25 protein-coding genes are annotated in these 21,219 nt (G+C 59.8%); 20 read left to right on the forward strand and 5 right to left on the reverse strand.

Features of this window, described 5'->3' with window-relative positions:
• Nucleotides 1-150: 150 nt before the first annotated feature.
• The 4 genes from N7578_RS13295 to N7578_RS13310 all read left to right on the forward strand — a co-directional run bounded on the left by N7578_RS13295 (nucleotide 151) and on the right by N7578_RS13310 (nucleotide 3,540).
• On the forward strand, nucleotides 151-552 hold the full coding sequence (locus N7578_RS13295; RefSeq protein ID WP_311110786.1) for a DUF930 domain-containing protein: 402 nt from the start codon (nucleotides 151-153) through the stop codon (nucleotides 550-552).
• Nucleotides 553-656: 104 nt separating this feature from the next.
• Nucleotides 657-1,565, forward strand: coding sequence for a dihydrodipicolinate synthase family protein (locus N7578_RS13300; protein WP_311110787.1), 909 nt, complete (start codon nucleotides 657-659; stop codon nucleotides 1,563-1,565).
• A gap of 50 nt (nucleotides 1,566-1,615) precedes the next feature.
• Nucleotides 1,616-2,341: a polysaccharide deacetylase family protein gene (locus N7578_RS13305; protein ID WP_311110788.1), complete on the forward strand. Its 726-nt coding sequence runs from the start codon at nucleotides 1,616-1,618 to the stop codon at nucleotides 2,339-2,341.
• A 122-nt stretch (nucleotides 2,342-2,463) separates the two neighbouring features.
• Nucleotides 2,464-3,540 (forward strand): trifunctional transcriptional activator/DNA repair protein Ada/methylated-DNA--[protein]-cysteine S-methyltransferase, encoded by a 1,077-nt coding sequence (locus N7578_RS13310; RefSeq protein WP_311110789.1) that lies wholly within the window; start codon nucleotides 2,464-2,466, stop codon nucleotides 3,538-3,540.
• Nucleotides 3,541-3,545: 5 nt separating this feature from the next.
• On the opposite strand, the gene N7578_RS13315 is transcribed toward N7578_RS13310, so the two are convergent.
• Both N7578_RS13315 and N7578_RS13320 read right to left on the reverse strand, forming a co-directional pair.
• A complete protein-coding gene (locus N7578_RS13315; protein ID WP_311110790.1) occupies nucleotides 3,546-4,697 on the reverse strand; it encodes an AI-2E family transporter in 1,152 nt (383 codons plus the stop codon).
• Nucleotides 4,698-4,793: 96 nt separating this feature from the next.
• Nucleotides 4,794-5,654, reverse strand: a complete 861-nt coding sequence (locus N7578_RS13320; RefSeq protein WP_311110791.1) for a VOC family protein — start codon at nucleotides 5,652-5,654, stop codon at nucleotides 4,794-4,796.
• 268 nt (nucleotides 5,655-5,922) lie between these two features.
• Between N7578_RS13320 and N7578_RS13325 the strand changes: the two genes are divergently transcribed.
• The 4 genes from N7578_RS13325 (at nucleotide 5,923) to N7578_RS13340 (ending at nucleotide 8,149) form a co-directional block, all read left to right on the forward strand.
• A complete protein-coding gene (locus N7578_RS13325; RefSeq protein ID WP_311110792.1) occupies nucleotides 5,923-6,333 on the forward strand; it encodes a universal stress protein in 411 nt (136 codons plus the stop codon).
• 61 nt (nucleotides 6,334-6,394) lie between these two features.
• Complete coding sequence (locus tag N7578_RS13330) at nucleotides 6,395-6,715, forward strand: TraR/DksA C4-type zinc finger protein (RefSeq protein ID WP_311110793.1); 321 nt, start codon at nucleotides 6,395-6,397, stop codon at nucleotides 6,713-6,715.
• Nucleotides 6,716-6,839: 124 nt separating this feature from the next.
• A complete protein-coding gene (gene trhA / locus N7578_RS13335) occupies nucleotides 6,840-7,502 on the forward strand; it encodes a PAQR family membrane homeostasis protein TrhA (protein WP_311110794.1) in 663 nt (220 codons plus the stop codon).
• A gap of 149 nt (nucleotides 7,503-7,651) precedes the next feature.
• On the forward strand, nucleotides 7,652-8,149 hold the full coding sequence (locus N7578_RS13340; protein ID WP_311110795.1) for an N-acetyltransferase family protein: 498 nt from the start codon (nucleotides 7,652-7,654) through the stop codon (nucleotides 8,147-8,149).
• A 202-nt stretch (nucleotides 8,150-8,351) separates the two neighbouring features.
• Here N7578_RS13340 and msrB read toward each other — a convergent pair whose 3' ends face one another.
• On the reverse strand, nucleotides 8,352-8,759 hold the full coding sequence (gene msrB, locus N7578_RS13345) for a peptide-methionine (R)-S-oxide reductase MsrB (RefSeq protein WP_311110796.1): 408 nt from the start codon (nucleotides 8,757-8,759) through the stop codon (nucleotides 8,352-8,354).
• Nucleotides 8,760-8,950: 191 nt separating this feature from the next.
• Between msrB and N7578_RS13350 the strand changes: the two genes are divergently transcribed.
• From N7578_RS13350 to N7578_RS13395, 10 genes are all read left to right on the forward strand, one after another.
• On the forward strand, nucleotides 8,951-11,320 hold the full coding sequence (locus N7578_RS13350) for a putative monovalent cation/H+ antiporter subunit A (protein ID WP_311110797.1): 2,370 nt from the start codon (nucleotides 8,951-8,953) through the stop codon (nucleotides 11,318-11,320).
• Nucleotides 11,317-11,736 carry a Na(+)/H(+) antiporter subunit B gene (locus N7578_RS13355; RefSeq protein WP_311110798.1) on the forward strand — a complete coding sequence of 140 codons (420 nt, stop codon included), beginning with the start codon at nucleotides 11,317-11,319 and terminating at the stop codon, nucleotides 11,734-11,736. Before N7578_RS13350 ends, N7578_RS13355 begins: the two co-directional genes overlap by 4 nt.
• Nucleotides 11,736-12,113 (forward strand): Na+/H+ antiporter subunit C, encoded by a 378-nt coding sequence (locus N7578_RS13360; protein ID WP_311110799.1) that lies wholly within the window; start codon nucleotides 11,736-11,738, stop codon nucleotides 12,111-12,113. The genes N7578_RS13355 and N7578_RS13360 overlap by 1 nt, the downstream gene beginning before the upstream one ends.
• A gap of 21 nt (nucleotides 12,114-12,134) precedes the next feature.
• Nucleotides 12,135-13,703 (forward strand): Na+/H+ antiporter subunit D, encoded by a 1,569-nt coding sequence (locus N7578_RS13365; RefSeq protein WP_311110800.1) that lies wholly within the window; start codon nucleotides 12,135-12,137, stop codon nucleotides 13,701-13,703.
• Entirely contained in the window at nucleotides 13,700-14,176 is a 477-nt protein-coding gene (locus tag N7578_RS13370; RefSeq protein WP_311110801.1) for a Na+/H+ antiporter subunit E, read from the forward strand. The genes N7578_RS13365 and N7578_RS13370 overlap by 4 nt, the downstream gene beginning before the upstream one ends.
• A complete protein-coding gene (locus tag N7578_RS13375) occupies nucleotides 14,176-14,559 on the forward strand; it encodes a cation:proton antiporter (protein ID WP_311110802.1) in 384 nt (127 codons plus the stop codon). The genes N7578_RS13370 and N7578_RS13375 overlap by 1 nt, the downstream gene beginning before the upstream one ends.
• A complete protein-coding gene (gene mnhG / locus N7578_RS13380) occupies nucleotides 14,556-14,894 on the forward strand; it encodes a monovalent cation/H(+) antiporter subunit G (RefSeq protein WP_311112502.1) in 339 nt (112 codons plus the stop codon). Before N7578_RS13375 ends, mnhG begins: the two co-directional genes overlap by 4 nt.
• A 431-nt stretch (nucleotides 14,895-15,325) precedes the next feature.
• Nucleotides 15,326-15,754 carry a MucR family transcriptional regulator Ros gene (ros, locus tag N7578_RS13385; RefSeq protein WP_311110803.1) on the forward strand — a complete coding sequence of 143 codons (429 nt, stop codon included), beginning with the start codon at nucleotides 15,326-15,328 and terminating at the stop codon, nucleotides 15,752-15,754.
• A 241-nt stretch (nucleotides 15,755-15,995) separates the two neighbouring features.
• Nucleotides 15,996-16,430: a helix-turn-helix domain-containing protein gene (locus N7578_RS13390; RefSeq protein WP_311110804.1), complete on the forward strand. Its 435-nt coding sequence runs from the start codon at nucleotides 15,996-15,998 to the stop codon at nucleotides 16,428-16,430.
• Nucleotides 16,423-17,244 (forward strand): DUF6456 domain-containing protein, encoded by an 822-nt coding sequence (locus N7578_RS13395; RefSeq protein WP_311110805.1) that lies wholly within the window; start codon nucleotides 16,423-16,425, stop codon nucleotides 17,242-17,244. The genes N7578_RS13390 and N7578_RS13395 overlap by 8 nt, the downstream gene beginning before the upstream one ends.
• Before the next feature lie 2 nt (nucleotides 17,245-17,246).
• On the opposite strand, the gene N7578_RS13400 is transcribed toward N7578_RS13395, so the two are convergent.
• Nucleotides 17,247-17,663 carry a SufE family protein gene (locus N7578_RS13400; protein WP_311110806.1) on the reverse strand — a complete coding sequence of 139 codons (417 nt, stop codon included), beginning with the start codon at nucleotides 17,661-17,663 and terminating at the stop codon, nucleotides 17,247-17,249.
• A gap of 94 nt (nucleotides 17,664-17,757) precedes the next feature.
• Nucleotides 17,758-18,183 carry a DUF5330 domain-containing protein gene (locus N7578_RS13405; RefSeq protein ID WP_311110807.1) on the reverse strand — a complete coding sequence of 142 codons (426 nt, stop codon included), beginning with the start codon at nucleotides 18,181-18,183 and terminating at the stop codon, nucleotides 17,758-17,760.
• A gap of 483 nt (nucleotides 18,184-18,666) precedes the next feature.
• Between N7578_RS13405 and N7578_RS13410 the strand changes: the two genes are divergently transcribed.
• Both N7578_RS13410 and N7578_RS13415 read left to right on the forward strand, forming a co-directional pair.
• Nucleotides 18,667-20,199, forward strand: a complete 1,533-nt coding sequence (locus N7578_RS13410; RefSeq protein ID WP_311112503.1) for a HAMP domain-containing sensor histidine kinase — start codon at nucleotides 18,667-18,669, stop codon at nucleotides 20,197-20,199.
• Nucleotides 20,171-21,097: a peptidoglycan-binding domain-containing protein gene (locus N7578_RS13415; protein ID WP_311110808.1), complete on the forward strand. Its 927-nt coding sequence runs from the start codon at nucleotides 20,171-20,173 to the stop codon at nucleotides 21,095-21,097. Before N7578_RS13410 ends, N7578_RS13415 begins: the two co-directional genes overlap by 29 nt.
• The last annotated feature ends 122 nt before the right edge of the window (nucleotides 21,098-21,219 follow it).

Below are 21,219 nucleotides of genomic sequence, written 5' to 3' on the forward strand. Positions count from 1 at the left end.
AAGGCCGATCAAGTTTCAAATCTCCACAGGTCAAACGAAGCACGGGCACATTTTCGTCAGGTTTAGATCACAATTTGGCAATATCCGGCAAACAAGCCCCTCCGGGCTGCTGCGAGTCGAAAGAAGAAACGAAAGAATCTGACTGAACCCATGCGAACGCTTTTTCCCCTTGTCCTTTCCGCGGTGCTTGCGACCCTTCCTGCCTTCTCTCCCGCCTTTGCGATCGACGCCAGCGTCATGCGTCAGCTGAACAAACTTGCGCCGGAAGAACGTCTGGAACAGCGTTGCGATATCGAGGCGATGGAACGCATCGCCACGGAACAGAAGGGCATGCGGCCGGACAAGGTGATCGCCTACACCTTCGGCGATCCGACGGTAGGCAAGAACTCCATCAAGGCGCCGGGCGCGGCGTTCAGAAGTGCGGGCGAATGGTACAAGCTGAAATACAAGTGCCAGCTCAAATCCGATTCGCTCAGCGTCCAGTCCTTCGATTATCGCGTCGGAGACAGGATTCCCGAGGCGCAGTGGAGCAAGTTGTATCTTTATGACTGACCGCTGATATTTTTAAGTCGTGTCGTTTTTTGCCGCCCGCTTTCCTTGCCGGGGCGGTTTCCGGCCTGTACCCCTTCTCCTGAAACGACTTTAGGGGAGACAGCATGCCATCGCGGTTCAAGGGACTTTCGGCATTTCCGATCACACCGGCCGATGAGGACGGTCGCGTCGATACGGAGGCTTTTTCGGAGCTGCTCCAGCGCCTGGACGACGCGGAGGTCGATTCCGTCGGCATTCTCGGCAGCACCGGCAGCTACATGTATCTGTCGCGTGAGGAAAAACGCCGCGCGGTCGAGGCCGCTGCCTCGGTCCTCAAGGGGAAACGCACGCTGTTGGCTGGTGTCGGTGCCTTGCGCACGGATGAGGCGGTGGCGCTGGCGAGGGATGCCGAGGCTGCGGGCGCGGACGCCCTGCTGCTTGCGCCCGTTTCCTACACGCCGCTGACGCAGGAGGAAGTCTATCACCACTTCGCCGCCGTTGCTGGCGCAACTGCGCTTCCGCTGGCGATCTACAACAACCCGACCACCACGCGTTTCGTGTTCAGCGATGACCTTCTGGTGCGGCTTGCCTATATTCCCAACATCCGCGCCATCAAGATGCCTTTGCCCGCCGATCATGATTTTGCCGGAGAACTGGCGCGCCTGCGGCCCAAGCTGCCGGACGATTTCGCCATCGGCTACAGCGGCGACTGGGGTTGCGCGGCGGCAACGCTCGGCGGCGGCGATGCCTGGTACAGCGTCGTCGGCGGTCTGCTGCCGGTTCCCGCCCTCAAGCTCATGCGGGCCGCGCAGGCGGGCAATGCCGAGGACGTCGAGCGGATTGACACGGCATTTCAGCCATTATGGACGCTGTTCAAGGAATTCGGCAGCTTCCGCGTCATCTATGCCGCCGCTAACCTCATGTCGGTGACGCTGACCGAACCGCCGCGTCCCATTCTGCCGCTGACCAGCGCCGAACGCCAGCGGGTGGAAGAGGCTCTGAATGTTCTGTCTGGGCTGGAAGACCTGCCTTAATTCGGGCGTTTTGCAGGCGGATGGCCACGCGATCATATCTGGAATACCAAATGCTGCGTTACCTCCTCTCCGCCATTTTTGTTCTGTCTGCCTCGACCGCTGCTTCCGCCGGGACGGGCCTCGTTGAGCCGACGCTGAAAATGACACCGCACCGTGACGGCGCGGTGCATGTCGCGGTCACGCTCGACGCCTGCATGGGCAAGACGGACCACCGTATTCTCGATACGCTAGTGCGGGAGAAGATCCCGGCGACGATCTTCGTGACGGCGCGCTGGCTGAAGCACAATAAAGAAGCGCTGGACGTGATGTTGGCGCATCCCGATCTGTTCGAGATCGAGAATCACGGCGAAAACCACATTCCGGCCGTCGACAGGCCCGTATCGATCTATGGCATCGCCGCTGCCGGGTCGCAGGCTGCCGTGGAGCAGGAAGTCGAAGGCGGCAGGCAGGCCATCGTCGCCGCAACGGGAATGCAGCCGCAATGGTTTCGCGGCGCGACTGCCAAATACACCACCTCATCCATGGCCGAGATTAACCGGCTCGGCATGCGGGTCGCGGGTTACTCCGTGAACGGCGATGGCGGCTCGCTTCTGGGCGCGGCCGCAACCGCAAGACATATCGCCTCGGCCCGGGACGGCGACGTCATCATTTCCCACATAAACCAGCCGACCCATGAAGCGGGCGAGGGTGTGGTGAAGGGGCTGCTTGCATTGAAAGCCCGCGGTGTGATTTTCACCCGGCTCGACGACCCCGCCTTTGCTCCGCCGGTAAACTAGGGGCTGTTTCTCTCCTCGTTCCTGTAACAAGCACAGGAATGAGGGACATCGAAATATTTCAACCCCACATCAACGCCCGTTTTTCGGCGGCGTATGTCTGCGATTTGCGTTAGCATCTTCCCATGCTGTTCAAACGCCCCGACACCGAAACCCTTTATTCCGCCCTTGTGAACAAGGATCCCGCCTATGAGGGCGTGGCCTATGTCTGCGTCACCTCGACGAAGATCTTCTGTCGATTCACCTGCACGGCGCGCAAGCCGAAGCCGGAGAATTGTCGGTTTCGTGAAACCATCGCCGAGTGCCTGGAGGCCGGGTTCCATCCCTGCAAGCGCTGCAAGCCGATGCTGGCCTACGGTTCGGCCGATCCGACCGTCACCGATCTGCTGACGGCGCTGGAACAGGAGCCGTCGCGCCGGTGGCGCGAGGAGGATGTCGCGGCCATGGGCTATGATACCTCCACCGTGCGGCGTGCCTTCAAGCGCCGCTTCGGCATGAGCTTTCTGGAAATCGCCAGGCTGCGCCGCGTGGGCGATGCGGCAACAGGCCTTGCTTCCGGTGAGGCGGTGATCGGCGCGCAACTCGATGCCGGTTATGAATCCGGCAGTGGTTTCCGCTCGGCGATCAACCAGTTCTTCGGCACGTCTCCGGCGGCGCTGAAAGGTAAGGCGTTTCTGAAAGGTGACTGGATCGAAACGCCAATCGGTCCGATGCTGGCCGTCGCGGATGACCACGCGCTGCATCTGCTTGAATTCGCCGACAGGCCAGCACTGCCCGCCGAACTCAAGCGGCTGAAAGCCCGCACCGGCGCTAATATGGTTCTGGGCCGCACGCCTGTCACCGCCGAGATCGGCCGGGAGCTGGACGCCTATTTCGCCGGGCGGTCCACGACATTCGAAACGCGTCTGGCCGGTCACGGCACGCCTTTTGAGCGAGCGGTGTGGGACGAGTTGCGGCGAATGCCTTCTGGCACCATCGCCAGCTATTCCGCCCTTGCCGAAAGGCTGGAGAAACCGTCCGCTGTGCGTGCGGTGGCCCGAGCAAATGGTGCGAACCAGATTGCCATCGTTATTCCCTGCCACCGCGTTCTCGGAGCGGACGGCAGTCTGACGGGCTATGGCGGCGGACTATGGCGCAAGAAATGGCTGATCGAACACGAGCGCCGCATCGCGCAGAAGATGGCTTTTCCGCTGGCGTCCTGAGCCCGTCAGTCCGGCAGGTGCGGCACGATCCGGCGTGACGGAAACAGTTCGCGGGTGACGGTCATGGCGATCAGTGAAAGTGGCAGCGCCAGCATGGCGCCAGCAGCCCCCCACATCCACGTCCAGAAAATGATCATCACGAAGACGAGGAAGGGGTTGATCTCCATATTTCGGCCCACCACCGCCGGAAACGCCAGGTTTTCCATCAACAGGTGAATGATGAAGAAGAGAGCGGCGGGCAGCAGGGCGAGTACCATGTTGTCATGGGTGATGATGCCGGCGACCGTCAGCGCAATCGTCATGGCGGTGATGCCGAGGAAAGGCACGAAGCTGGAGAGGAAAGCGAACAGTCCCCAAAGCAGCGGCATGGCCAGTCCGCCGAAATAGGCGATGATCACCATTGTCACGCCAAGCCCCGCATAGATCAGCGCCGCCGTTGCGAAATATGTGCCGAGCACTTCTTCGATCGATGCAATGATGCGGATCGTTCTCAACCGTTGATGCCGGGCCGGAAACGCCATGATGAGCGCCTTGCGCAACCGTAGGCGGCTGTAGATGAACATCAGAAGTGCGGCGAAGAAAATCAGCCCCTGCACGATGGCGGGCGTGACGTTGGCCCCAAGCACCGAAATGATTTCACCGCTCCTCGCCAGCAGCGATTCCATCGACATCGACCCCATGCTGAATGTCGCCGTTGAAATATGCAGCCAGCTCAGCCGTTGCAGGTAGGGAAGAAAGCGGTCGATGCTTCGTTCGATCAGCGCTGGGGCTTCGGAGGCGAGCAGGGAGAGCGGATCGACGAGGGAGTTGATGACGAAGAAGATCACTGCTGCAACGAGCGTCGAGAGAATGACCGCGACGCCGGAGCCGGGAATGCCGTAGGAGCCGAGTTTTTCCGCGGCTATGCCAAGGATCATGCCGACCACGATGGCCATCACGACCGGAATGAGGATCAGGGAAAGCTCGTGGATGATCGCCATCATCATGATTGCGAAGATGCCGATGATCGACCACGCAACGGCGACGTCCAGCGCTTCACGGCCAAGCGGCTGCTGGCTTCTCGCATCGTCGCGGCGGGAACTCGCCTGCGACATGTCGGATTTTAAACCCGGTATCGAAGCCGCGGCGGCACGGTCCGGCTTGGCATTTTCATTCATCGAACAGTCCCCCATATCCGGTTGGAAACGTTCGGGGAATGAGCAGGTTCCGGTGCGATGAAAATTTTGCGCCACCCCGGAAAATTGATCGTAAAATCAGGCCGATAGCTTGAGGCCGATGCCCCACGGGTCGCGGATCGCGATGCCATCGCTCCGGCGTTCGGTCGAAATCTCCAGGCGCTCGAGCGCAGCCATCGCCCTGTCGAGACTTTCTTTCTCGTTGAACTTCAGAGAGTAGCCGGAAAGTCCGGTCATGTTCTCACTTCGGGCCTGCGCACCACGGCTGTTCCAGATGTTGGCCGCGACATGGTGGTGGTAGGCGCCGGAGCCGAAGAAGCTCGCGCCCGGATAACGGGCCATGATCTTCAGGCCGAGAACGTCCTGATAGAACTCGTCCGCCTGCGGAATGTTGCCGACCTGAAGATGGATGTGGCCGATGGCCGTTCCGTCAGGCGCGCCTTCCCATTCGGTTTTCGGGGCGCTATTGTAAAGCTCCTGAAGGTTGAGGCCCAGCGTCGCCATCTCCACCGTGCCATCCTGCTGGTAGTTCCATTCCATCGGTGCGCGGTCGCGATAGACCTCGATGCCGTTGCCTTCCGGATCAGCGAGATAGATGGCTTCGCTGACCAGATGATCCGATGCGCCCTGAAGCTGCACGTTGTTGTGGGCGGCATTCGCCAGCCAGTGGGCCAGATCCTTGCGGCTCGGCAACAGGAAGGCCGTGTGGAACAGGCCGGCTGCATTGCGCGGCGCGCGCTCTGCCGTATCCGACGTTTCGAGCGTGAGCAACGGCTGGCCGTGCGCGCCCAGAATCTGACCGCTCGGCGTGCTTTCGAGGACGCTGAGGCCTATGATTTTCTGATAGAAATCGGAGACGCGGGGAAGATCGCGGACGACCAGATGGGCCTGCCCGACATAGGCTGGCCGCGTCAGGGCGAATTGTTTGATTTCACTCATCATAATCTCCATATTGATTGTGATGGGCCGACGATGGAAATTTTTCGCAGCCGTCACGGAACGCCGCTTGGCGGCGTTTGTTGACAGGGAATATGCGGCGTTTTCATCGTTCAGAAAAGATCGCCGTTTGGTGATTCACCGTCCACCATTTGTTGACAATACCCTTTCCCGGCTTTGACTTCGATCAAGGCGGGGAGGGCTCCAGCAAGGAAGTATGAGTTGGCCCGATAACTGAACCGGCGCGTTTCGCCGAAAGGAAGGAGACACCATGTACAAGAAGATCATCGTGGCAGTGGATTTGAGCTCGATCGAAAAGGGTGAGAAGATACTGGGCAAGGCCAAGACGCTTCTCGACGCTGACGGCGAGATCGTCCTGGTCAATGTCGTCGAGGAACTGCCCGGCTATCTGGCTGTCGATCTTCCTGTCGACCTGATCGACAACGCCCTCAAGGACGCATCGGCGAAACTTGCCGCGCTGAAGGCGAAAGTTTCTTTCCAGGGCAAGGAAGAAATCAGAAGCGGTGCGCCTGCACGGGAAATCATTGCGGCTGCCGCCGATCACAAGGCCGATCTCATCATCATCGCGTCGCACACGCCGGATTTCAGCAATTACTTCATCGGCGCCACCGCCGACCGCGTCGTCCGCCACGCGAAATGTTCGGTTCTGGTCGACCGCTAAGTCCGTCTTGAGCGCAGGGCTGCGGGCGAAGGTTTCCCGCAGCCTGCCGGAGGAGAAGTACATGAACGTTAAAAGCTATGAAAAAATCCTGCGTGATCGCCAGCGTGAACTGAACCTGCGTCTTCACAAGATCGAGGCCGACTTTGAACAGCCGCGCAACCCGGACGATGACGACCGCGCCATCGAGCGCAGCAATGACGAGGTGCTGGACGAGCTTGGACAGGTGGGGCAGGACGAGCTGCGCGCCATCGACGCCGCTCTCGACCGGGTGGCGCACGGCACGTTCGGCAAATGCGTGAAATGCGGCAAGCGGATTTCCGAGGAGCGGCTGAATGCCGTCCCCTATACGCCTTTCTGCCAGAAATGCGCCGCGGCGCTGTAAGCGGCACGTCTCTCATTTCGCGACAGCTGTGTACGCAATTTGATTGCCGTTAACCGGCTGCTGTCTTGTTCCTGTCTAAAATTGCCTTCATGCTTCAGGCAAAGTAGGCAGACGGGAACAGATTATGAATGGGCGGTTCGGACGCCAGTATGACTTTCACGAAATCGTCGCCGATGGCATCGTCCATGGCGTCGGTATCGTTTTTGCGCTGATCGGTGCGACGGCGCTGATATTCTATGCGACGGTATGGGACAGCCTCAGCGCCATAGCCGCCGCATGGATTTACGGTCTTGGCCTCGTTGCCTGCCTGTCCGTTTCCTTCATCTACAACATCTGGCCGCATTCCGACGTGAAGTGGGTCTTGCGGCGGTTCGATCATTCGGCGATCTTCGTGCTGATCGCGGCCACCTACACGCCGTTTCTCCAGCGCGGCATCCACGAACCGCTGATCGCCGTGACGCTGGCGCTGATCTGGGTCGCTGCCATTGGCGGCGTGTTGCTCAAGTGCCTTTGTCCCGGTCGCTACGATAAGGTCGCCATTCTGCTTTATCTCGGCATGGGCTGGAGCGGCGTCATGGTGGCGGAGCCTCTGTCCTTGCATCTGGCTCCTGTCACGCTCTGGCTGATCGTGGTCGGGGGCATCATCTATTCGCTGGGCGTGATTTTCCACGTCTGGGAAAAGTTGAGGTTCCAGAACGCCATCTGGCACGGCTTCGTCGTTTCGGCAGCCATGGTGCACTACGTTGCGGTGGTCACGTCCTTCAGCATCGTTCCCGCCGTTTCCTGATTTGGCTGGACAGCGATCCCGCCCGTCGCCTAGATCATGCCGGTCTAGCGCATCGGCCTGAAAAATCGGCGCCGATGTTCCAAAAGGACAGGAGCATCCTTCAAGGATGCGCGGGGCTGCAAAGACGGCAACAAAAGGGCGAACGGATAATGACGACTGAACTGCGCGACGCGACCGCGGACGATCTCTCGGGCATAATGGAGATTTACAACGACGCGGTGGCGAACACGACGGCGATCTGGAACGAAACGCTTGTCGACCTCGAAAATCGCCGGGAATGGTTCGCCGTCCGCAAATCGCGCGGCTTTCCGGTTATCGTCGCGATCCTGGAAGGCAAGGTGGCCGGTTACGCATCCTATGGGGACTGGCGCGCCTTCGACGGTTATCGTCACACCCGCGAGCATTCGGTCTATGTGCACAAGGATGCCCGCGGCCACGGCATTGGCAAAAAACTGATGCAGGCGCTCATCGAGCACGCAGCCGGCAACGACGTGCACGTACTGATCGCGGCTATCGAGTCGGAAAACACCGCCTCCATTCGTCTGCACGAAAGCCTCGGTTTCCGTGTCGTGGGCCGTTATTCCGAAGTCGGCACCAAGTTCGGTCGCTGGCTGGATCTGACCAGCATGGAATTGAAGCTGGGCTGACGGTCAAGAATGTAAAGACCTTGGAGCTTTGGCGAAGGCCGCTCTCCACACACGAGGTCATCCTCACACCTCACCCTAGGATCCAGCGGCAGCGGCACAATGGATCCTCGCCTCAAGGGCGAGGATGACGGAGAGGTATTTGGTTTCAAAGGCTCGTGGCCCCTCGGGTCAAGCCGAGGGTGACGTCGGGTGCGGGATATCCTCAAACCGCCTCGAACACCATGGAATGGCCGTTGATGCAGTAGCGCAGGCCGGTAGGGGGCGGGCCGTCTGGGAAGACGTGGCCGAGATGGCCGCCGCAGCTGGCACAACGGATTTCCGTCCGCACCATGCCGTGGCTGGCATCGCGATGTTCCGTGACCGCATCCGGCTTCACGGGTTCGAAGTAGCTTGGCCAGCCGCATCCGGCATCGAATTTCGTGTCCGAAAGAAACAGAGGCTCGTCGCAGGCAGCGCAGCGGTAGAGGCCCGCCTGGAAGCTGTCCCAGTAGGGGCCGGTAAAGGCGCGCTCCGTGCCGTGTTCACGCAGGATGCGATATTGCTCGGGCGTGAGCTGTTCGCGCCATTCGGCGTCCGTCTTGTTCACCTTGGGAGATTTGAGATCGCTCATGGAATGATCCTTTCTGTTCCCGACAGAAATAGTCATTCGGGGTGCGTCTTGAAAGAGGCTGTCGACCATAACGAATCTGTTATGACGCCGTACAGGAGTCGATTTGGGTTGAGGTGCCTCTCCCTTTGCCTTAACTGAAACATTCGTTTTCTGAGGGAGTCGCCGCAAAGGCGACGGGGCCGGGAGATCCAATGACAGAAAATGTCACGACGCTGACATTCCTATCGCTATTTTTGCCATTTCTGGCGGCGCTCGCCGCTCCTGCGCTTGTTCGCAGGTTTGGCCAAAATGCGGCGTGGATACTGGCGATCGCGCCCGCGCTGGCTTTTCTGAATTTCGCCGGAATGCTGCCTGAAGTCGCCGCAGGCGGCGTCGTGACCGGTGGTTACGCCTGGGTTCCGAGTTTCAACCTCAGCTTTTCTTGGTTCATAGACGGTCTTTCGCTCACTTTCGCGCTGCTGATCACCGGCATCGGCCTGCTGATCGTGCTTTACGCGGGTGGCTACATGAAGGGGCATCCGCAGCAGGGTCGTTTCCTGTCCTTCCTGTTGCTGTTCATGGGGGCTATGCTCGGCGTCGTGGTGTCGGACAGTCTCATGATGCTGTTCGTCTACTGGGAACTGACCTCGATCACCTCCTTCCTGCTGATCGGCTTCGATCATGAGCGTGCCGCCTCCCGCCGTGCCGCGCTTCAGGCGCTTGTCGTCACCGGCGGCGGCGGCCTGCTTCTGCTGGCTGGTCTGATCTTAATCTGGAACATGAGCGGCATAACGCAGCTGTCCCTCCTGGTGCATCGCGGCGATGTGCTGCGCGAAAGCCCGTTCTATCTGGCCGCCCTTCTGCTGGTCCTCGGTGGCGCATTCACCAAGTCGGCGCAGTTTCCGTTCCATTTCTGGCTGCCAAACGCCATGGAAGCGCCCACACCCGTTTCGGCCTACCTGCATTCGGCCACCATGGTGAAGGCGGGTGTCTACCTTCTGATGCGCCTCAACCCGGTTCTCGGCGATACGGCCGCATGGCAGATCCTTCTGCCGTTCTTCGGCGGGCTGACGATGCTCGTTGGCGCGCTGCTGGCGGTAAGGCAGACCGATCTGAAACTCATGCTGGCCTACACCACCGTGTCGTCGCTCGGCCTTCTCGTCATGCTGACGGGGTTCGGTTCCGAGCGCGCCATCGAGGCGGCGGTGCTGTATCTTGTGGCGCATTCGCTGTTCAAGGGCGCACTGTTCATGGTCGCCGGTATCATTGACCACGAAACCGGAACCCGCGACGTGAGGAAACTGGGTGGGCTTCGCAAGGCCATGCCGATCACCTTTGCCGCGGCACTCGGCGCGGCCATCTCCATGGCCGGACTGCCGCCGTTCTTCGGCTTTCTTGCCAAGGAAGAAATCTATTATGCGCTTGCTCATGGCGATCCGCGCAGCGTGCTGTTTACCGGCGTCGCGATTCTTGGCAATGCGCTGATGTTTGCCGTGGCTTTTGCCGTCGCCCTCAAACCTTTCCTCGGCCAGCCGGTGAAAACCCCGAAACACGCCCATGAAGGTCCGGTGCTGCTCTGGCTCGGGCCAGTGCTGCTGGCGGTCAAGGGGCTGACCATCGCGCTCTTTTCGGGCGCGGCACATTTTTACGTGTCGAGCCCGATGGCAAGCGCCATCGCCGCAAAACCGCGCACGGTGGATATCTCGCTTGTGCCGCATATCGGCGTTGCGCTCGGCCTGTCCCTGCTGACGGTCGCCATCGGTGTCATGATCTACTCCAAGCTTGATACGGTGCGCGGCCTGACCGCCCGCTCGCTCGAAGCCATGGGGCCGGGGCCGGACAGGGGCTTTGATGTCTTCATCTCCGCTTTGGTGAAGGTGTCGTTCCATCTGACGCGTTTCCTTCAGCCGGGGCGGCTGGAGTTCTACGTCACCGCCACATTCGCGGTCGTGGCTGTTGCGCTGCTTGCGCCGCTGTTCATCTATGACGAGCTTCCGGCCATGCCCGCCTGGCCGCAGGATGTGCTCATCCACGAGCTGACCTTCGTCGTCATCGCCGTTGCCGGTCTGGTGGCGGTATTGACGGCGACAAGCCGCCTCACGGCCATCATCGCGCTCGGCATTCAGGGTTTTGCTGTCGCCGTGATCTTCCTGCTGTTCGGCGCGCCCGATCTGTCGTTCACGCAGTTCATGGTTGAAACACTGTCGGTCGTCATCCTTACCCTCGTCATGACGCGGCTTCGCCTGTCGCCGTCCGATCATCGTGGCCTTGGCCAGAAGCTGCTTGACAGTACCATTGCCATCGCCTGCGGCACTGGCTTCGCGTTGTTCCTGCTGCGCGCCACGCAGGTCAGTTTCGACAATCGCCTGACGGATTTCTATAACGCCTATTCGAAGATCATCGCCCACGGCGCAAATGTTGTAAACGTCATCATCGTCGACTTCCGTGGTACGGATACGCTGGGCGAGATCGCGGTGGTGATGATTACCGGCCTTGCCATCCTGGCGCTGATCCGCATCCGTCCCGCCGCCGTCAGGGTGGAGAAGCCCGCGAAAACGCCGAAGAAGGGAGCCCGCGCATGAACACGCTGATCCTGCGCACCGTCGCCCCCGTCATCACCAGTCTCATGGTGCTGTTTTCCATCTTCGTATTGCTGCGCGGCCATAACGAGCCGGGTGGCGGCTTCATCGGCGGGCTGATCGCGGTATCGGCGCTGGCCATCTACGGCATCGCTTACGGCGTCGTGGCGGTCAGGCGCGCCATCGTCTTTCATCCGCTGTCGATTGCCGGCGCAGGTCTGTTGCTGTCGCTGCTCTCCGGCGTCGTGTCGATTGCCGTTGGCGTACCCTTCATGACCGGTCTGTGGATCTATCCCGAAATTCTGGGCGTCGAGATACCGCTGTCCACCGTCATGTCCTTCGATGTTGGCGTCTATCTTGTCGTGGTGGGCGCCATCACCTCCATTGCGCTTGCGCTGGAAGAAAGGGAGAGCGACTGATGGAAGCGATCTTCTCCATTCTCGTCGGCATCTTCTTTTCGGTGGCGATCTATCTTATGCTGTCGCGCCACAGCATCCGCATCCTGCTCGGCATCGCCGTTCTCGGCAATGCGGTGAACCTTTTGCTGTTCACGGCGGGAAGGCTGACGCGCGAGGTGCCGCCGATCATTCCCGCCGGTATGGATGCCTTGCCGGCCGGTACGGCCAACCCCTTGCCGCAGGCGCTGATCCTGACGGCGATCGTCATTTCATTTTCCTTCTTCTGCTTCCTTCTCGTCCTGACATGGCGCGCCTTTCAGGAACTGAACACCGACGATACGGACGAGATGCGCACCGCAGAACCCGCAGGCGAGCCCTTGCCGCCGCTCGGTTACTGAGCGGCACGGGGACAGACAGACATGGCTTCACCGACCACCACCGTCATTTCCGATCTCTCCGTCGCGCTTGTCATGGACAGGGTGCCGCTGGCCGACTGGCTGGTCATTTTGCCGATTGCGCTGTGCATCGGCACGGGCGCCGTGCTGATGATGCTGCGCAAATCCATCCGCCTGCATGCGACGATTGCGATTTACTCGCTTGGCCTTCTGGTGTTCCTGAACGCGGCGCTTCTGCGCAAGGTCGTGTCCGACGGGCCGTTCACCATGGTCATGGGCCGCTGGCTGCCTCCGTTCGGCATCGCCTTCACCGCCGACCTGACGGGCGTACTTCTGGCCTTGGCGGCATCGATTGTTGCTTTCGCAGCTGCCATCCACGCCAGCGCGGATATCGACAACAGCGGACGCCGCTACGGTTTCTTCCCGTTCCTGATGCTCTTGATGGCGGGCGTCAACGGTGCATTCCTGACGGGTGATATCTTCAATCTCTACGTCTGGTTCGAGGTGCTGCTGATATCGTCCTTCGGCCTCATCGTGCTCGGCTCGACACGGGAGCAGATCGACGGCGCGCTGAAATACGCCATCCTGAACCTTATCGGCACGACGCTGTTCCTGATCTCGGTCGGGTATCTCTATGCCATCTTTGGCACGCTCAACATGGCCGATATCGTGGTGAAGGCAACGGAGTTGCGCGCCACCGCCCCGCTGATGACGCTGGCCACCCTGTTTGCGCTGGCCTTTGCCATGAAGGCGGCTGCGTTTCCGGTGAATTTCTGGCTGCCTGCATCCTATCACACGCCGCGCATCGTCGTGTCGGCGCTGTTCGGCGGCCTGCTCACCAAGGTCGGCATCTATTCTCTCCTGCGCGTCATGGTCATGCTGTTTCCGGTCGAGAGGGAGGAGCTGAGCCTCGTCATCGCCGTGTCCGCAGTGCTGACCATGGTGCTGGGCGCGATGGGCGCGCTCGCCCAGAACGATATCCGCCGTATGCTGGGTTACATCGTCATTTCCGGCATAGGTTACATGATGGCGGGTGTGGCCATCGGAACGCCGGCCGGCATTGGCGGCGCGATCTTCTACGCCCTGCATTCGGTGGTGCTGATGACGGCGCTCTATCTCGTCGCCGGTCATGCCGCGCGCCTGGGTGGCGGCTGGACATTGTCGGCGCTTGGCGGTCTCTACAGGCGTGCGCCGTGGTTTTCGGCGGCTGCACTGGCGCTGTTCTTCGCCGGTTCGGGCCTGCCGCCGTTCTCGGGCTTCTGGCCGAAGGCTGTTCTGGTCAAATCCGCACTCGATATCGGCGCATGGTGGCTGGCGGCGGGTATTCTCCTGTCCGGTTTCATTGCCACGATTGCCTTCGGGCGTTTTTTCCTGCTGTGTTTCTGGCGGCCGCACGTCACGGAGCCTTCCGTCCCGTCGGTACCGGCACCCAAGCCGCCATCCTTTGCACCTGTTGTCATCCTGACCGCGCTGGTGGTGTTCTTCGGGCTGTTCCCGCAGACATTGCTCGATCTCAGCCAGCAGGCGGCGGACGGGCTTGCCGATCCTGCCCTTTACATCCAGTCCGTCTTTCCGAAGGGGGGCAACCCATGAGCCTCTATGTCGTGCAATTGCTGTTCGTGATCGTCTGGGTGGCCGTGAGCGGCAGCCTGACGCTGGCCAACATCCTGTTCGCGCTTCTCGTCTCGACGCTGGCGCTGGGCCTTATCCGCCACCAGATACCCGGCGGCGGCATTTACTGGCTGCGGCTGTTTCGCGTGCTGTCGCTGGTGCTGCTGTTCTTCAAGGAACTGGCGCTGTCCGCGTGGAAGGTGGCCGTGATGGTCGTCAGGCCGAAGCTCGATGTGAAACCCGGTATCTTCGCCTATCCGCTGACGGTGACGAGCGACTTCGAGATCACGCTGCTCGCCAATCTCATCACCCTCACTCCGGGTACGCTTTCCGTCGATGTCTCGGCCGACCGCAAGACGCTCTACGTTCATGCGATAGACTGCGGGGATATCGAGGCGACCCGTAACGATATCCGCAACGGTTTCGAAAAGAAGATCATGGAGGCGTTTCGCTGATGACGCCCGAACTGCTTGTTTCCGCCACCACAATACTGGCGTCCGGTCTTCTGTCCGTCGCCTTTCTGCTGACGGTCTACCGCGTCGTGGTCGGACCGACGCTTCCCGACCGCATCATCGCGCTCGACATGCTGGTCGGCATCGCCATCGGCTTCATCGCCGTTATCGCCATTCGCACCGGCTTCAATCTCTATGTCGATATTGCCATCGCGCTCGGTCTGGTCGGTTTTCTGGCGACCGTCGCCTTCGCCCGCTTCGTGCTGTCGCGTGGGCCTGATGGGCGAAGCAGGGGGAGGGCGTTCCTCGATGGGGAAAAGGCTTCCGATGTTGCGTCAGACGGGCGCGACAAACCGAAGAACGGCAAGACAAGGGGCAGAAACTGATGGGCTGGATTGTTGCTGTTCTCGTGGCGCTTCTGATGATATCGGGTGCCGCCTTTTCGCTGGTGGCCGCCGTTGGGATCAACCGCCTGCCGGATCTCTATACGCGCATGCACGCTGCCTCGAAGGCGGGTACGGTCGGCTCCGGCCTGCTGCTGCTTGCCGTTGGCCTCCACTCCATGGAACTTTCAACTCTGGCGCGATCTCTGGCGGGTTTTCTGTTCTTTGTTCTGACCGCGCCAGTTTCCGCACATCTTCTTGCAATTGCGGCTCACAAGGCAGGTTATTCGCTCGACAAAAACTCGGTTGTCGATGATTTAAAGAAAATGCAAAGTTGAAATCATCCCAAATAATCACGGGTACTTATTTTTGATTATGTCACGCGTCATTATTTTATTACCCGTGATTTTTTGTATTCCAATTAGACTGTTTTGAACTGGAAAAGCGGCAAATAGCAATTTGACTTTCGTTGTTTTAATGTTATCCAAAACAAGTGTAAGATTGCTGATCGCGGTTTGCATTATATCTCTTCGTAGTCAGGTTAGGCATTTTATTGATGGCTAAACTGTGGCCCAACTGGTCATTGCTGTCTGTGTTGCTAGCCAAATGTCAAATCGCGCACAAATAAGATCCGGTCTTTCGCCTGAAATCTAGGGGTAGGTTTCATGTTGGTTTCAACGCGGCGAAGGTTGGGGGGATCGGGTAACTTCACATCGCTCGAAGCGGCGTTATTGTTGCTTCTAGAGGTAAATGAACAGGAGATACTTAAATGACGGAAACTACATACGGTAACGCCCAGGATCTGCTGGTCGAACTGACTGCGGATATTGTGGCTGCCTATGTTAGCAACCACGTCGTTCCGGTAACAGAACTTCCCAGCCTCATCTCGGATGTCCATACGGCACTCAGCGGCACATCTGCACCCGCATCGGTAGCGATCAATGTCGAAAAGCAGAAGCCTGCCGTTTCGGTTCGCAAGTCGGTACAGGACGATCATATCGTTTGTCTTGAGTGCGGCGGTTCGTTCAAATCGCTCAAGCGTCATTTGACGACGCATCACAGCATGACGCCTGAGGAATACCGCGAGAAGTGGGATCTGCAGGTCGACTATCCGATGGTTGCGCCAGCCTATGCCGAGGCGCGTTCGCGTCTCGCAAAGGAAATGGGTCTGGGCCAGCGCCGCAAGTCCAGCCGCTAAGGCTGGGCCTGTCCGACAGGTTGCAACGCAGGCACATGATAAGAAGCCGGTCATTTGACCGGCTTTTTTGTTTTTCAATGTTTGGATGCAGGTGGCAATAGAGGAAAAAAATCCTTTATCGGTGACGCTTTCCCCTTAAAATATAATAAAAACAAACCTCTTTCTTCGGGGTCAAAAATGGGGCTTCCACGGATCGTTGTTCGGGTATATGAATTAATTCCTATTAACAGAGGAGTTGCACATGCCTTCGGAGACGTCTTTCCTGCTTTCCGCTGACCGGGTGTCTATGCCGGCCATGCATGCAACAGGCCGCCCGTGGCTTGCTGCCATCGGTAACCAGAACCGCAGACGTGCGATTTCTCCCGTTTGCAGGCTGGTGCGCCAGCTGACAGGTGAAATGGCATTGCTGGCAGGAGAGCGTTCGTTGCCGCGCCGGGATCTGCGTCGCACCGATTGCCATATCCGCCAGATCGCCATGTATGTCTGCCATGTCGGGCTGGGTATCTCCATGTCGGATATCGGCCCCTGCTTTGGTCGTGATCGCACCACCGTCAGTCATGCCTGCCAGGTGGTCGAGGATCGTCGCGACGAGCCTGCCTTCGATGAGTTCGTCGCTTCCGTGGAACGACTGGCAGCTAGCATCGTGCATGTCATGAAAGGCAGCCCTGATGAATGACATCAAGCATGCACCAGCCGATCCCGATCTGCTGCGACTGCTCCGTGTTCTTGCAAAAGGTGCCGTCAATTCCGTCACCGACGGCAACGAATTTCTTCTGTCGCCACGCGATGCACCGGGTACTGCGAAGCGTTTCCAGGCCGCAACGATAGGGCATGCCGTTTCAGCCGGTCTGATCGTGAAAAGGGGCGATAGCCTTCATCCGGCCGAACCTCTGTTACCGTTCCTGAAACGTGCGATGCTGAAAGAAAGGGACGAGGCTTTTCAGGAGCAGCACCGCGTTTCGCAGACGGTGAGCGTGGATCTCGACGGTCATGCGCATATGGCCCGTCGTAACATTCTATCGTCTCCTCTGGCGGCGCTGTCGCGGTTGAAGGAGCGGAGCGGTGATGCTTTTTTTCCGGCCGATGCGCTGGAGGCGGGGGAGCGTCTGGCGGTCGATTTCCATCGCGGCCATCTGAGCCCGCGCATCACGGCATCATGGGAGCCGCGCCTTGCCAGGCGCACCAAAGGCGAGGCCGGCGGTGCAGCTGATATCACCGACACCGCGATGTCGGCACGCCTGCGCTTTACACATGCAGCAGACGCAATGGGACCGGAACTCTCCGGCGTCGCCATCGATGTCTGCTGCTTCGAGAAAGGTCTGGAAATGGTCGAGCGGGAGCGTCAATGGCCCGCCCGGTCGGCAAAGCTGCTGCTGCGGGCGGCGCTGCTGACGCTCGCCCGGCATTATGCCCCGGAGCCACGCGCCGCAAGGCGCACCAGCCATCATTGGGGTGCTGATGGCTACCGTCCGTCGATGGAGAAGGGCTGAGATCAGGCGGTGAGAAGCCGCGCCTCGCTGCGGATGCGATTGACCATCGAGCGCAGGCCGTTGGCGCGTTGCGAGGACAGATGCTCGACAAGGCCGATCTTGTTGAATACCTCGATGGCATCGAGAGCGGCGATTTCAGATGCCTTTTTTCTCGAATAGACCGCCAGCACAATGGCGACGAGGCCACGTACGATATGCGCGTCGGAATCGCCCTCGAAGGTCATGACCGGATCGTTGGCGCCATCGCGGTGGCTGACCAGCCAGACCTGACTGGCGCAGCCCTGCACCTTGTTGTCGGCGGTGCGCTTGTCTTCGGCAAGCTCCGGCAGCGCCTTGCCCAGTTCGATCACGTAGCGATAGCGGTCTTCCCAGTCATCGAGGAAGGAAAAATCGTCAAGGATCGTGTCAAGCGAGGTCATCGGTATCCGCCAATAGTGGTCTATGCTGCACCATATAGGCCAAGCGTGGCGGAAATTGAACCATGTGTCGCGGGAAAATCCACTGTGCGCCGGATCAGAGGGCAGGGCGCTTCTGCGGCAGGGGAATGATAGTGCCGGTCTTCAACGTATCGGCGTCCTTGGGAGGTTCGTTGCTGGTGAGAGGGGTTTCGGCGCGCTCGGCCTCGGCTTTGATGGCGGCTGCGACGGCATCCGGCGTCTCTTCGGTGGCAAGCTGGGCATCGATCAGCTGGTACGCGACCTTTGCGCCTTCACGGGCCCGTTCACCCAGAGCATGGAAGGTTTCCGCACCCTTGACGCAGACGTCCGGCTTTTCCGCGCAGATCGCGCTGACATAACGGTAGGCGTCGCCAGCCGCCGAAACGGCGCTGGTGATGTCGAATGTAGACGGTTCCTTCGATGCCTCGTTGCCGCCGCCGAAATAGGACAGCGCCACCAGCACCAGCGAAAACCAGAATGTTCCTTTAATCAGAAACCACATGTCAGACTACCCTGCCAGACCGTTTGATCTTACGCCCCGTTCATTCCGAATCATCGGCGCTTGCCCCGTTTTCGGGCTTGAAGACAACCTACCGGCAACCGGCGAACACCCGATTGCAAAAAGCCGCGCAATTTAATTCAAATTGTATCTATTCTCCTCGCTGTGTTTTGCCACCCGTCAATTCGCTCGCATTTTAACGACTGATGTTAAGCATAATTGCGACGCTTGCCATGGAATGTCGGGAGAAGCGCCAGCCCCGTCTGCCACAAAGGTTAATATGACGGCGAAAATAAAGCGAAATCCGTCGCTTACCCGTCATTAACCATGAATTCCAAACCTTCGATCAATTGCCCCGTTCTGGGACTCTCAGGGCGTTTGCGGCCGTTTCGGGCGTTTCATTTTATCCATTCTTTAAGCCACGGTCTTCTATTGTCGGCACCGTTAGATCCGCCTCAGGGATTCGGTGTGCTGGTATTGCGTAACATTACAGAAAAAGCGGTCGCGTTGGTTGACCACGCCTCAGGCAGATGGCTCGCCCGCATGGAAGAGGACGCTGAACGGCGTGCCGCCACGGTTGCGCAGCTGCGTCGTCTGATCGCTTTTGCGGGAGCTGGCCTCGTTGTCGTTCCCGCCGTCTTCAGCCTCATCTTCAGCCCGGCTCTGGCGATGCCGATCGGTGCTGCGCTGGTGCTCGCACTGTTTCTTGCCGCCGCTGCCCTGTTGATAGCCTTTTCCCATCCCACGCGTGGCGTATCGTCGGCTCCACACGGCGACGAGAACGATGTCGTTCTCGCTTCTCAGGTTCCGGGCCTTCTTCTGGTTCTGAATGAAAACGGTGTGGTGGAGCGCGTTTCGGGCCGTGATCGTGACCGCTTTCCGGGCCACCTGCGCGAGTGCGCCGGGCAGATCTTTGCCGAACACGTCTATGTTTCCGACCGGATTTCGCTGATGCAGTCTTTCGATCTGCTGCGGCAGGGCGATGATAGCGCCAGTGCCGAACTCAGGTTCGAAATCGGCTCCCAGACGCGTAGCAAGGCGCAGTTCATGCATCTGCGTGCCGAAATGACCGCGGTTCGCGGCACCACCGGCCGCCTTCGCCGCATCGTGGCCCAACTGTCCGACATGACGGCAATCGAGGATCTTCGTCGCGAAGCTGCCCGCAAGACCGCTGAGGCGGAATCGGCCAACGACGCCAAGTCGCGTTTCCTGGCGGCCGTCAGCCACGAACTGCGCACGCCACTGAACGCCGTTCTCGGATTTTCCGATATTCTGGCGGGCGAATATTTCGGCAAGCTCGAGAATGACCGCCAGCGTGAATATGTGGCGCTGATCCGTCAGTCTGGCGCGCATCTTTTGTCCGTGGTCAACACCATGCTCGACATGAGCAAGCTGGAAGCTGGCCGTTATGAACTGATGATGGAAGCCTTCCCCATCGCTGAATCGATCGAATCCTGTGAAGCGATGCTCGGTCTTCAGGCAAAGGAGAAGGGCATCACGTTGACCAGCCGCATCCAGCGCGGTATCGGCGAGGTCACGGCAGACGAGCGGGCGATCCGACAGGTTCTGATCAATCTGGCCGGCAATGCCATCAAGTTCACGGACGCCGGTGGTGTCGTCTCGATGGACGCGGCGCGGGAAGGCACTATGCTGAAACTGACGGTCAGCGACACCGGCATCGGCATCGCCGCCGACAAGATAGAATTCCTGGGCCAGCCCTTCATGCAGGTCCAGAACGAATATACCCGTCGCTATGAAGGCACGGGACTGGGACTTTCGCTGGTCAAGGGACTGGTGGCATTGCATGGCGGCACGTTCGCCATTGCCAGCAGGCCCGGCGAAGGAACAGTCGTAACGATCATGCTGCCTGCCGATGGCTCCGGCGTCGCAGGTGGAAGCGAAGACGCAGAGGCTGGGCGCATGGTGGAGTTTCCGCCGCGCATCAGGCAGCTCGGCGACCTCGCCGAAGTTATGAAAAAGGATGTTGAGGATGGCCCCGCGAAAGCGAAAATCGCCTAAGAAAGCAGCCGCCCAGCAAGGGGCAGGCATGGTTTACTTGGTGGTTTCGGCCATCGGGCGCGAAGTCATGCGCCGTCCGAAACTGGTGGGCGGCGTCGGTGCCTTTGCAGTGGTGTTCGGCTTTGTCGCCGCCAATGCGCTCTGGTATCAGCCGGGCGTGCATCCGTCGCCTTTCCTCAGAACCCGCGATGAAACCGATCCGAACGGTATCGCCGGCTATCGCATGACACAGACCCTCGGCACCGAGGGCAATGTCACGACGTTCCGCATCGAACGCCCTGAAGCGGCGGATACGCCAACGCCGCAGACCGCGGATGCGAACCAGACGGCGCAGCAGCCGCTGGCCCCCGCTGCGCATCAGCGCCTGCAGATCGTTGCCGATATTCAGGGCGAATTGAAGCGGCGCGGGCTCTACGACGGAGAGGCCGATGGCCTGATGGGGCCGCGCACTGCTGCCGCCATCATGTTCTTCGAGGAAACCGTCGGCATGGAACAGACCGGCGAACCGACCAGCCGCGTGCTGTCGGCGCTGAAGATCGATGGCGCGACCGTCGCCGCCATTCCCAGGGACCGCCCCTCCGATAATGTCGCAAGCGGCGCTGTGGAGATCGATCCCGTGGCCGCGGCCATCCGCAAGGCGGAAACGGCAACGCCGAAGGCCGAAACCGTATCGCTGACGGGCAACCCTTCCACCGCCAGGCCGGTGTCGCGCGAAATGGTCGCGAAAATCCAGCAGGGGCTGGTGAACATTGCCTATGCAGGCGTGAAGGTCGATGGTTTCGCAGGTGAACAGACCCGCACCGCCATCCGCCAGTTCGAGAAGCACTATCGCCTGCCCGAAACCGGCGAGCCGAGCGAAGCCGTGCTGAAAAAGCTGAAATCCATCGGCGCGCTGTAGGGGTTTGCTGTGTTGCGGCATATACTCCCTCGTCATACAGGCCTTGAGCCGGAATGACGAAGGTGAGTGCCACCGCGCATAAATGACATTCACAGGTCCGCCAAGATTGGGCCATCTGGAAA

The sequence above is a fragment of the Agrobacterium tumefaciens genome (genome assembly GCF_031801495.1).
GTDB classification, from domain to species: domain Bacteria; phylum Pseudomonadota; class Alphaproteobacteria; order Rhizobiales; family Rhizobiaceae; genus Agrobacterium; species Agrobacterium tumefaciens_K.

Bases quoted from the DNA above. Each gene is read 5' to 3' on its own strand.
- N7578_RS13355 (WP_311110798.1), top strand. From the start codon at position 11,317: ATGAACACGCTGATCCTGCGCACCGTCGCCCCCGTCATCACCAGTCTC.
- N7578_RS13360 (WP_311110799.1), top strand. From the start codon at position 11,736: ATGGAAGCGATCTTCTCCATTCTCGTCGGCATCTTCTTTTCGGTGGCG.
- N7578_RS13405 (WP_311110807.1), bottom strand. From the start codon at position 18,183: ATGTGGTTTCTGATTAAAGGAACATTCTGGTTTTCGCTGGTGCTGGTG.
- N7578_RS13395 (WP_311110805.1), top strand. From the start codon at position 16,423: ATGAATGACATCAAGCATGCACCAGCCGATCCCGATCTGCTGCGACTG.
- N7578_RS13350 (WP_311110797.1), top strand. From the start codon at position 8,951: ATGACAGAAAATGTCACGACGCTGACATTCCTATCGCTATTTTTGCCA.
- N7578_RS13370 (WP_311110801.1), top strand. From the start codon at position 13,700: ATGAGCCTCTATGTCGTGCAATTGCTGTTCGTGATCGTCTGGGTGGCC.
- N7578_RS13315 (WP_311110790.1), bottom strand. From the start codon at position 4,697: ATGAATGAAAATGCCAAGCCGGACCGTGCCGCCGCGGCTTCGATACCG.
- N7578_RS13300 (WP_311110787.1), top strand. From the start codon at position 657: ATGCCATCGCGGTTCAAGGGACTTTCGGCATTTCCGATCACACCGGCC.
- N7578_RS13340 (WP_311110795.1), top strand. From the start codon at position 7,652: ATGACGACTGAACTGCGCGACGCGACCGCGGACGATCTCTCGGGCATA.
- msrB (WP_311110796.1), bottom strand. From the start codon at position 8,759: ATGAGCGATCTCAAATCTCCCAAGGTGAACAAGACGGACGCCGAATGG.
- N7578_RS13400 (WP_311110806.1), bottom strand. From the start codon at position 17,663: ATGACCTCGCTTGACACGATCCTTGACGATTTTTCCTTCCTCGATGAC.
- N7578_RS13305 (WP_311110788.1), top strand. From the start codon at position 1,616: ATGCTGCGTTACCTCCTCTCCGCCATTTTTGTTCTGTCTGCCTCGACC.
- trhA (WP_311110794.1), top strand. From the start codon at position 6,840: ATGAATGGGCGGTTCGGACGCCAGTATGACTTTCACGAAATCGTCGCC.
- N7578_RS13330 (WP_311110793.1), top strand. From the start codon at position 6,395: ATGAACGTTAAAAGCTATGAAAAAATCCTGCGTGATCGCCAGCGTGAA.
- N7578_RS13295 (WP_311110786.1), top strand. From the start codon at position 151: ATGCGAACGCTTTTTCCCCTTGTCCTTTCCGCGGTGCTTGCGACCCTT.
- N7578_RS13365 (WP_311110800.1), top strand. From the start codon at position 12,135: ATGGCTTCACCGACCACCACCGTCATTTCCGATCTCTCCGTCGCGCTT.
- N7578_RS13415 (WP_311110808.1), top strand. From the start codon at position 20,171: ATGGCCCCGCGAAAGCGAAAATCGCCTAAGAAAGCAGCCGCCCAGCAA.
- N7578_RS13390 (WP_311110804.1), top strand. From the start codon at position 15,996: ATGCCTTCGGAGACGTCTTTCCTGCTTTCCGCTGACCGGGTGTCTATG.
- N7578_RS13325 (WP_311110792.1), top strand. From the start codon at position 5,923: ATGTACAAGAAGATCATCGTGGCAGTGGATTTGAGCTCGATCGAAAAG.
- N7578_RS13375 (WP_311110802.1), top strand. From the start codon at position 14,176: ATGACGCCCGAACTGCTTGTTTCCGCCACCACAATACTGGCGTCCGGT.
- ros (WP_311110803.1), top strand. From the start codon at position 15,326: ATGACGGAAACTACATACGGTAACGCCCAGGATCTGCTGGTCGAACTG.
- N7578_RS13310 (WP_311110789.1), top strand. From the start codon at position 2,464: ATGCTGTTCAAACGCCCCGACACCGAAACCCTTTATTCCGCCCTTGTG.
- N7578_RS13320 (WP_311110791.1), bottom strand. From the start codon at position 5,654: ATGAGTGAAATCAAACAATTCGCCCTGACGCGGCCAGCCTATGTCGGG.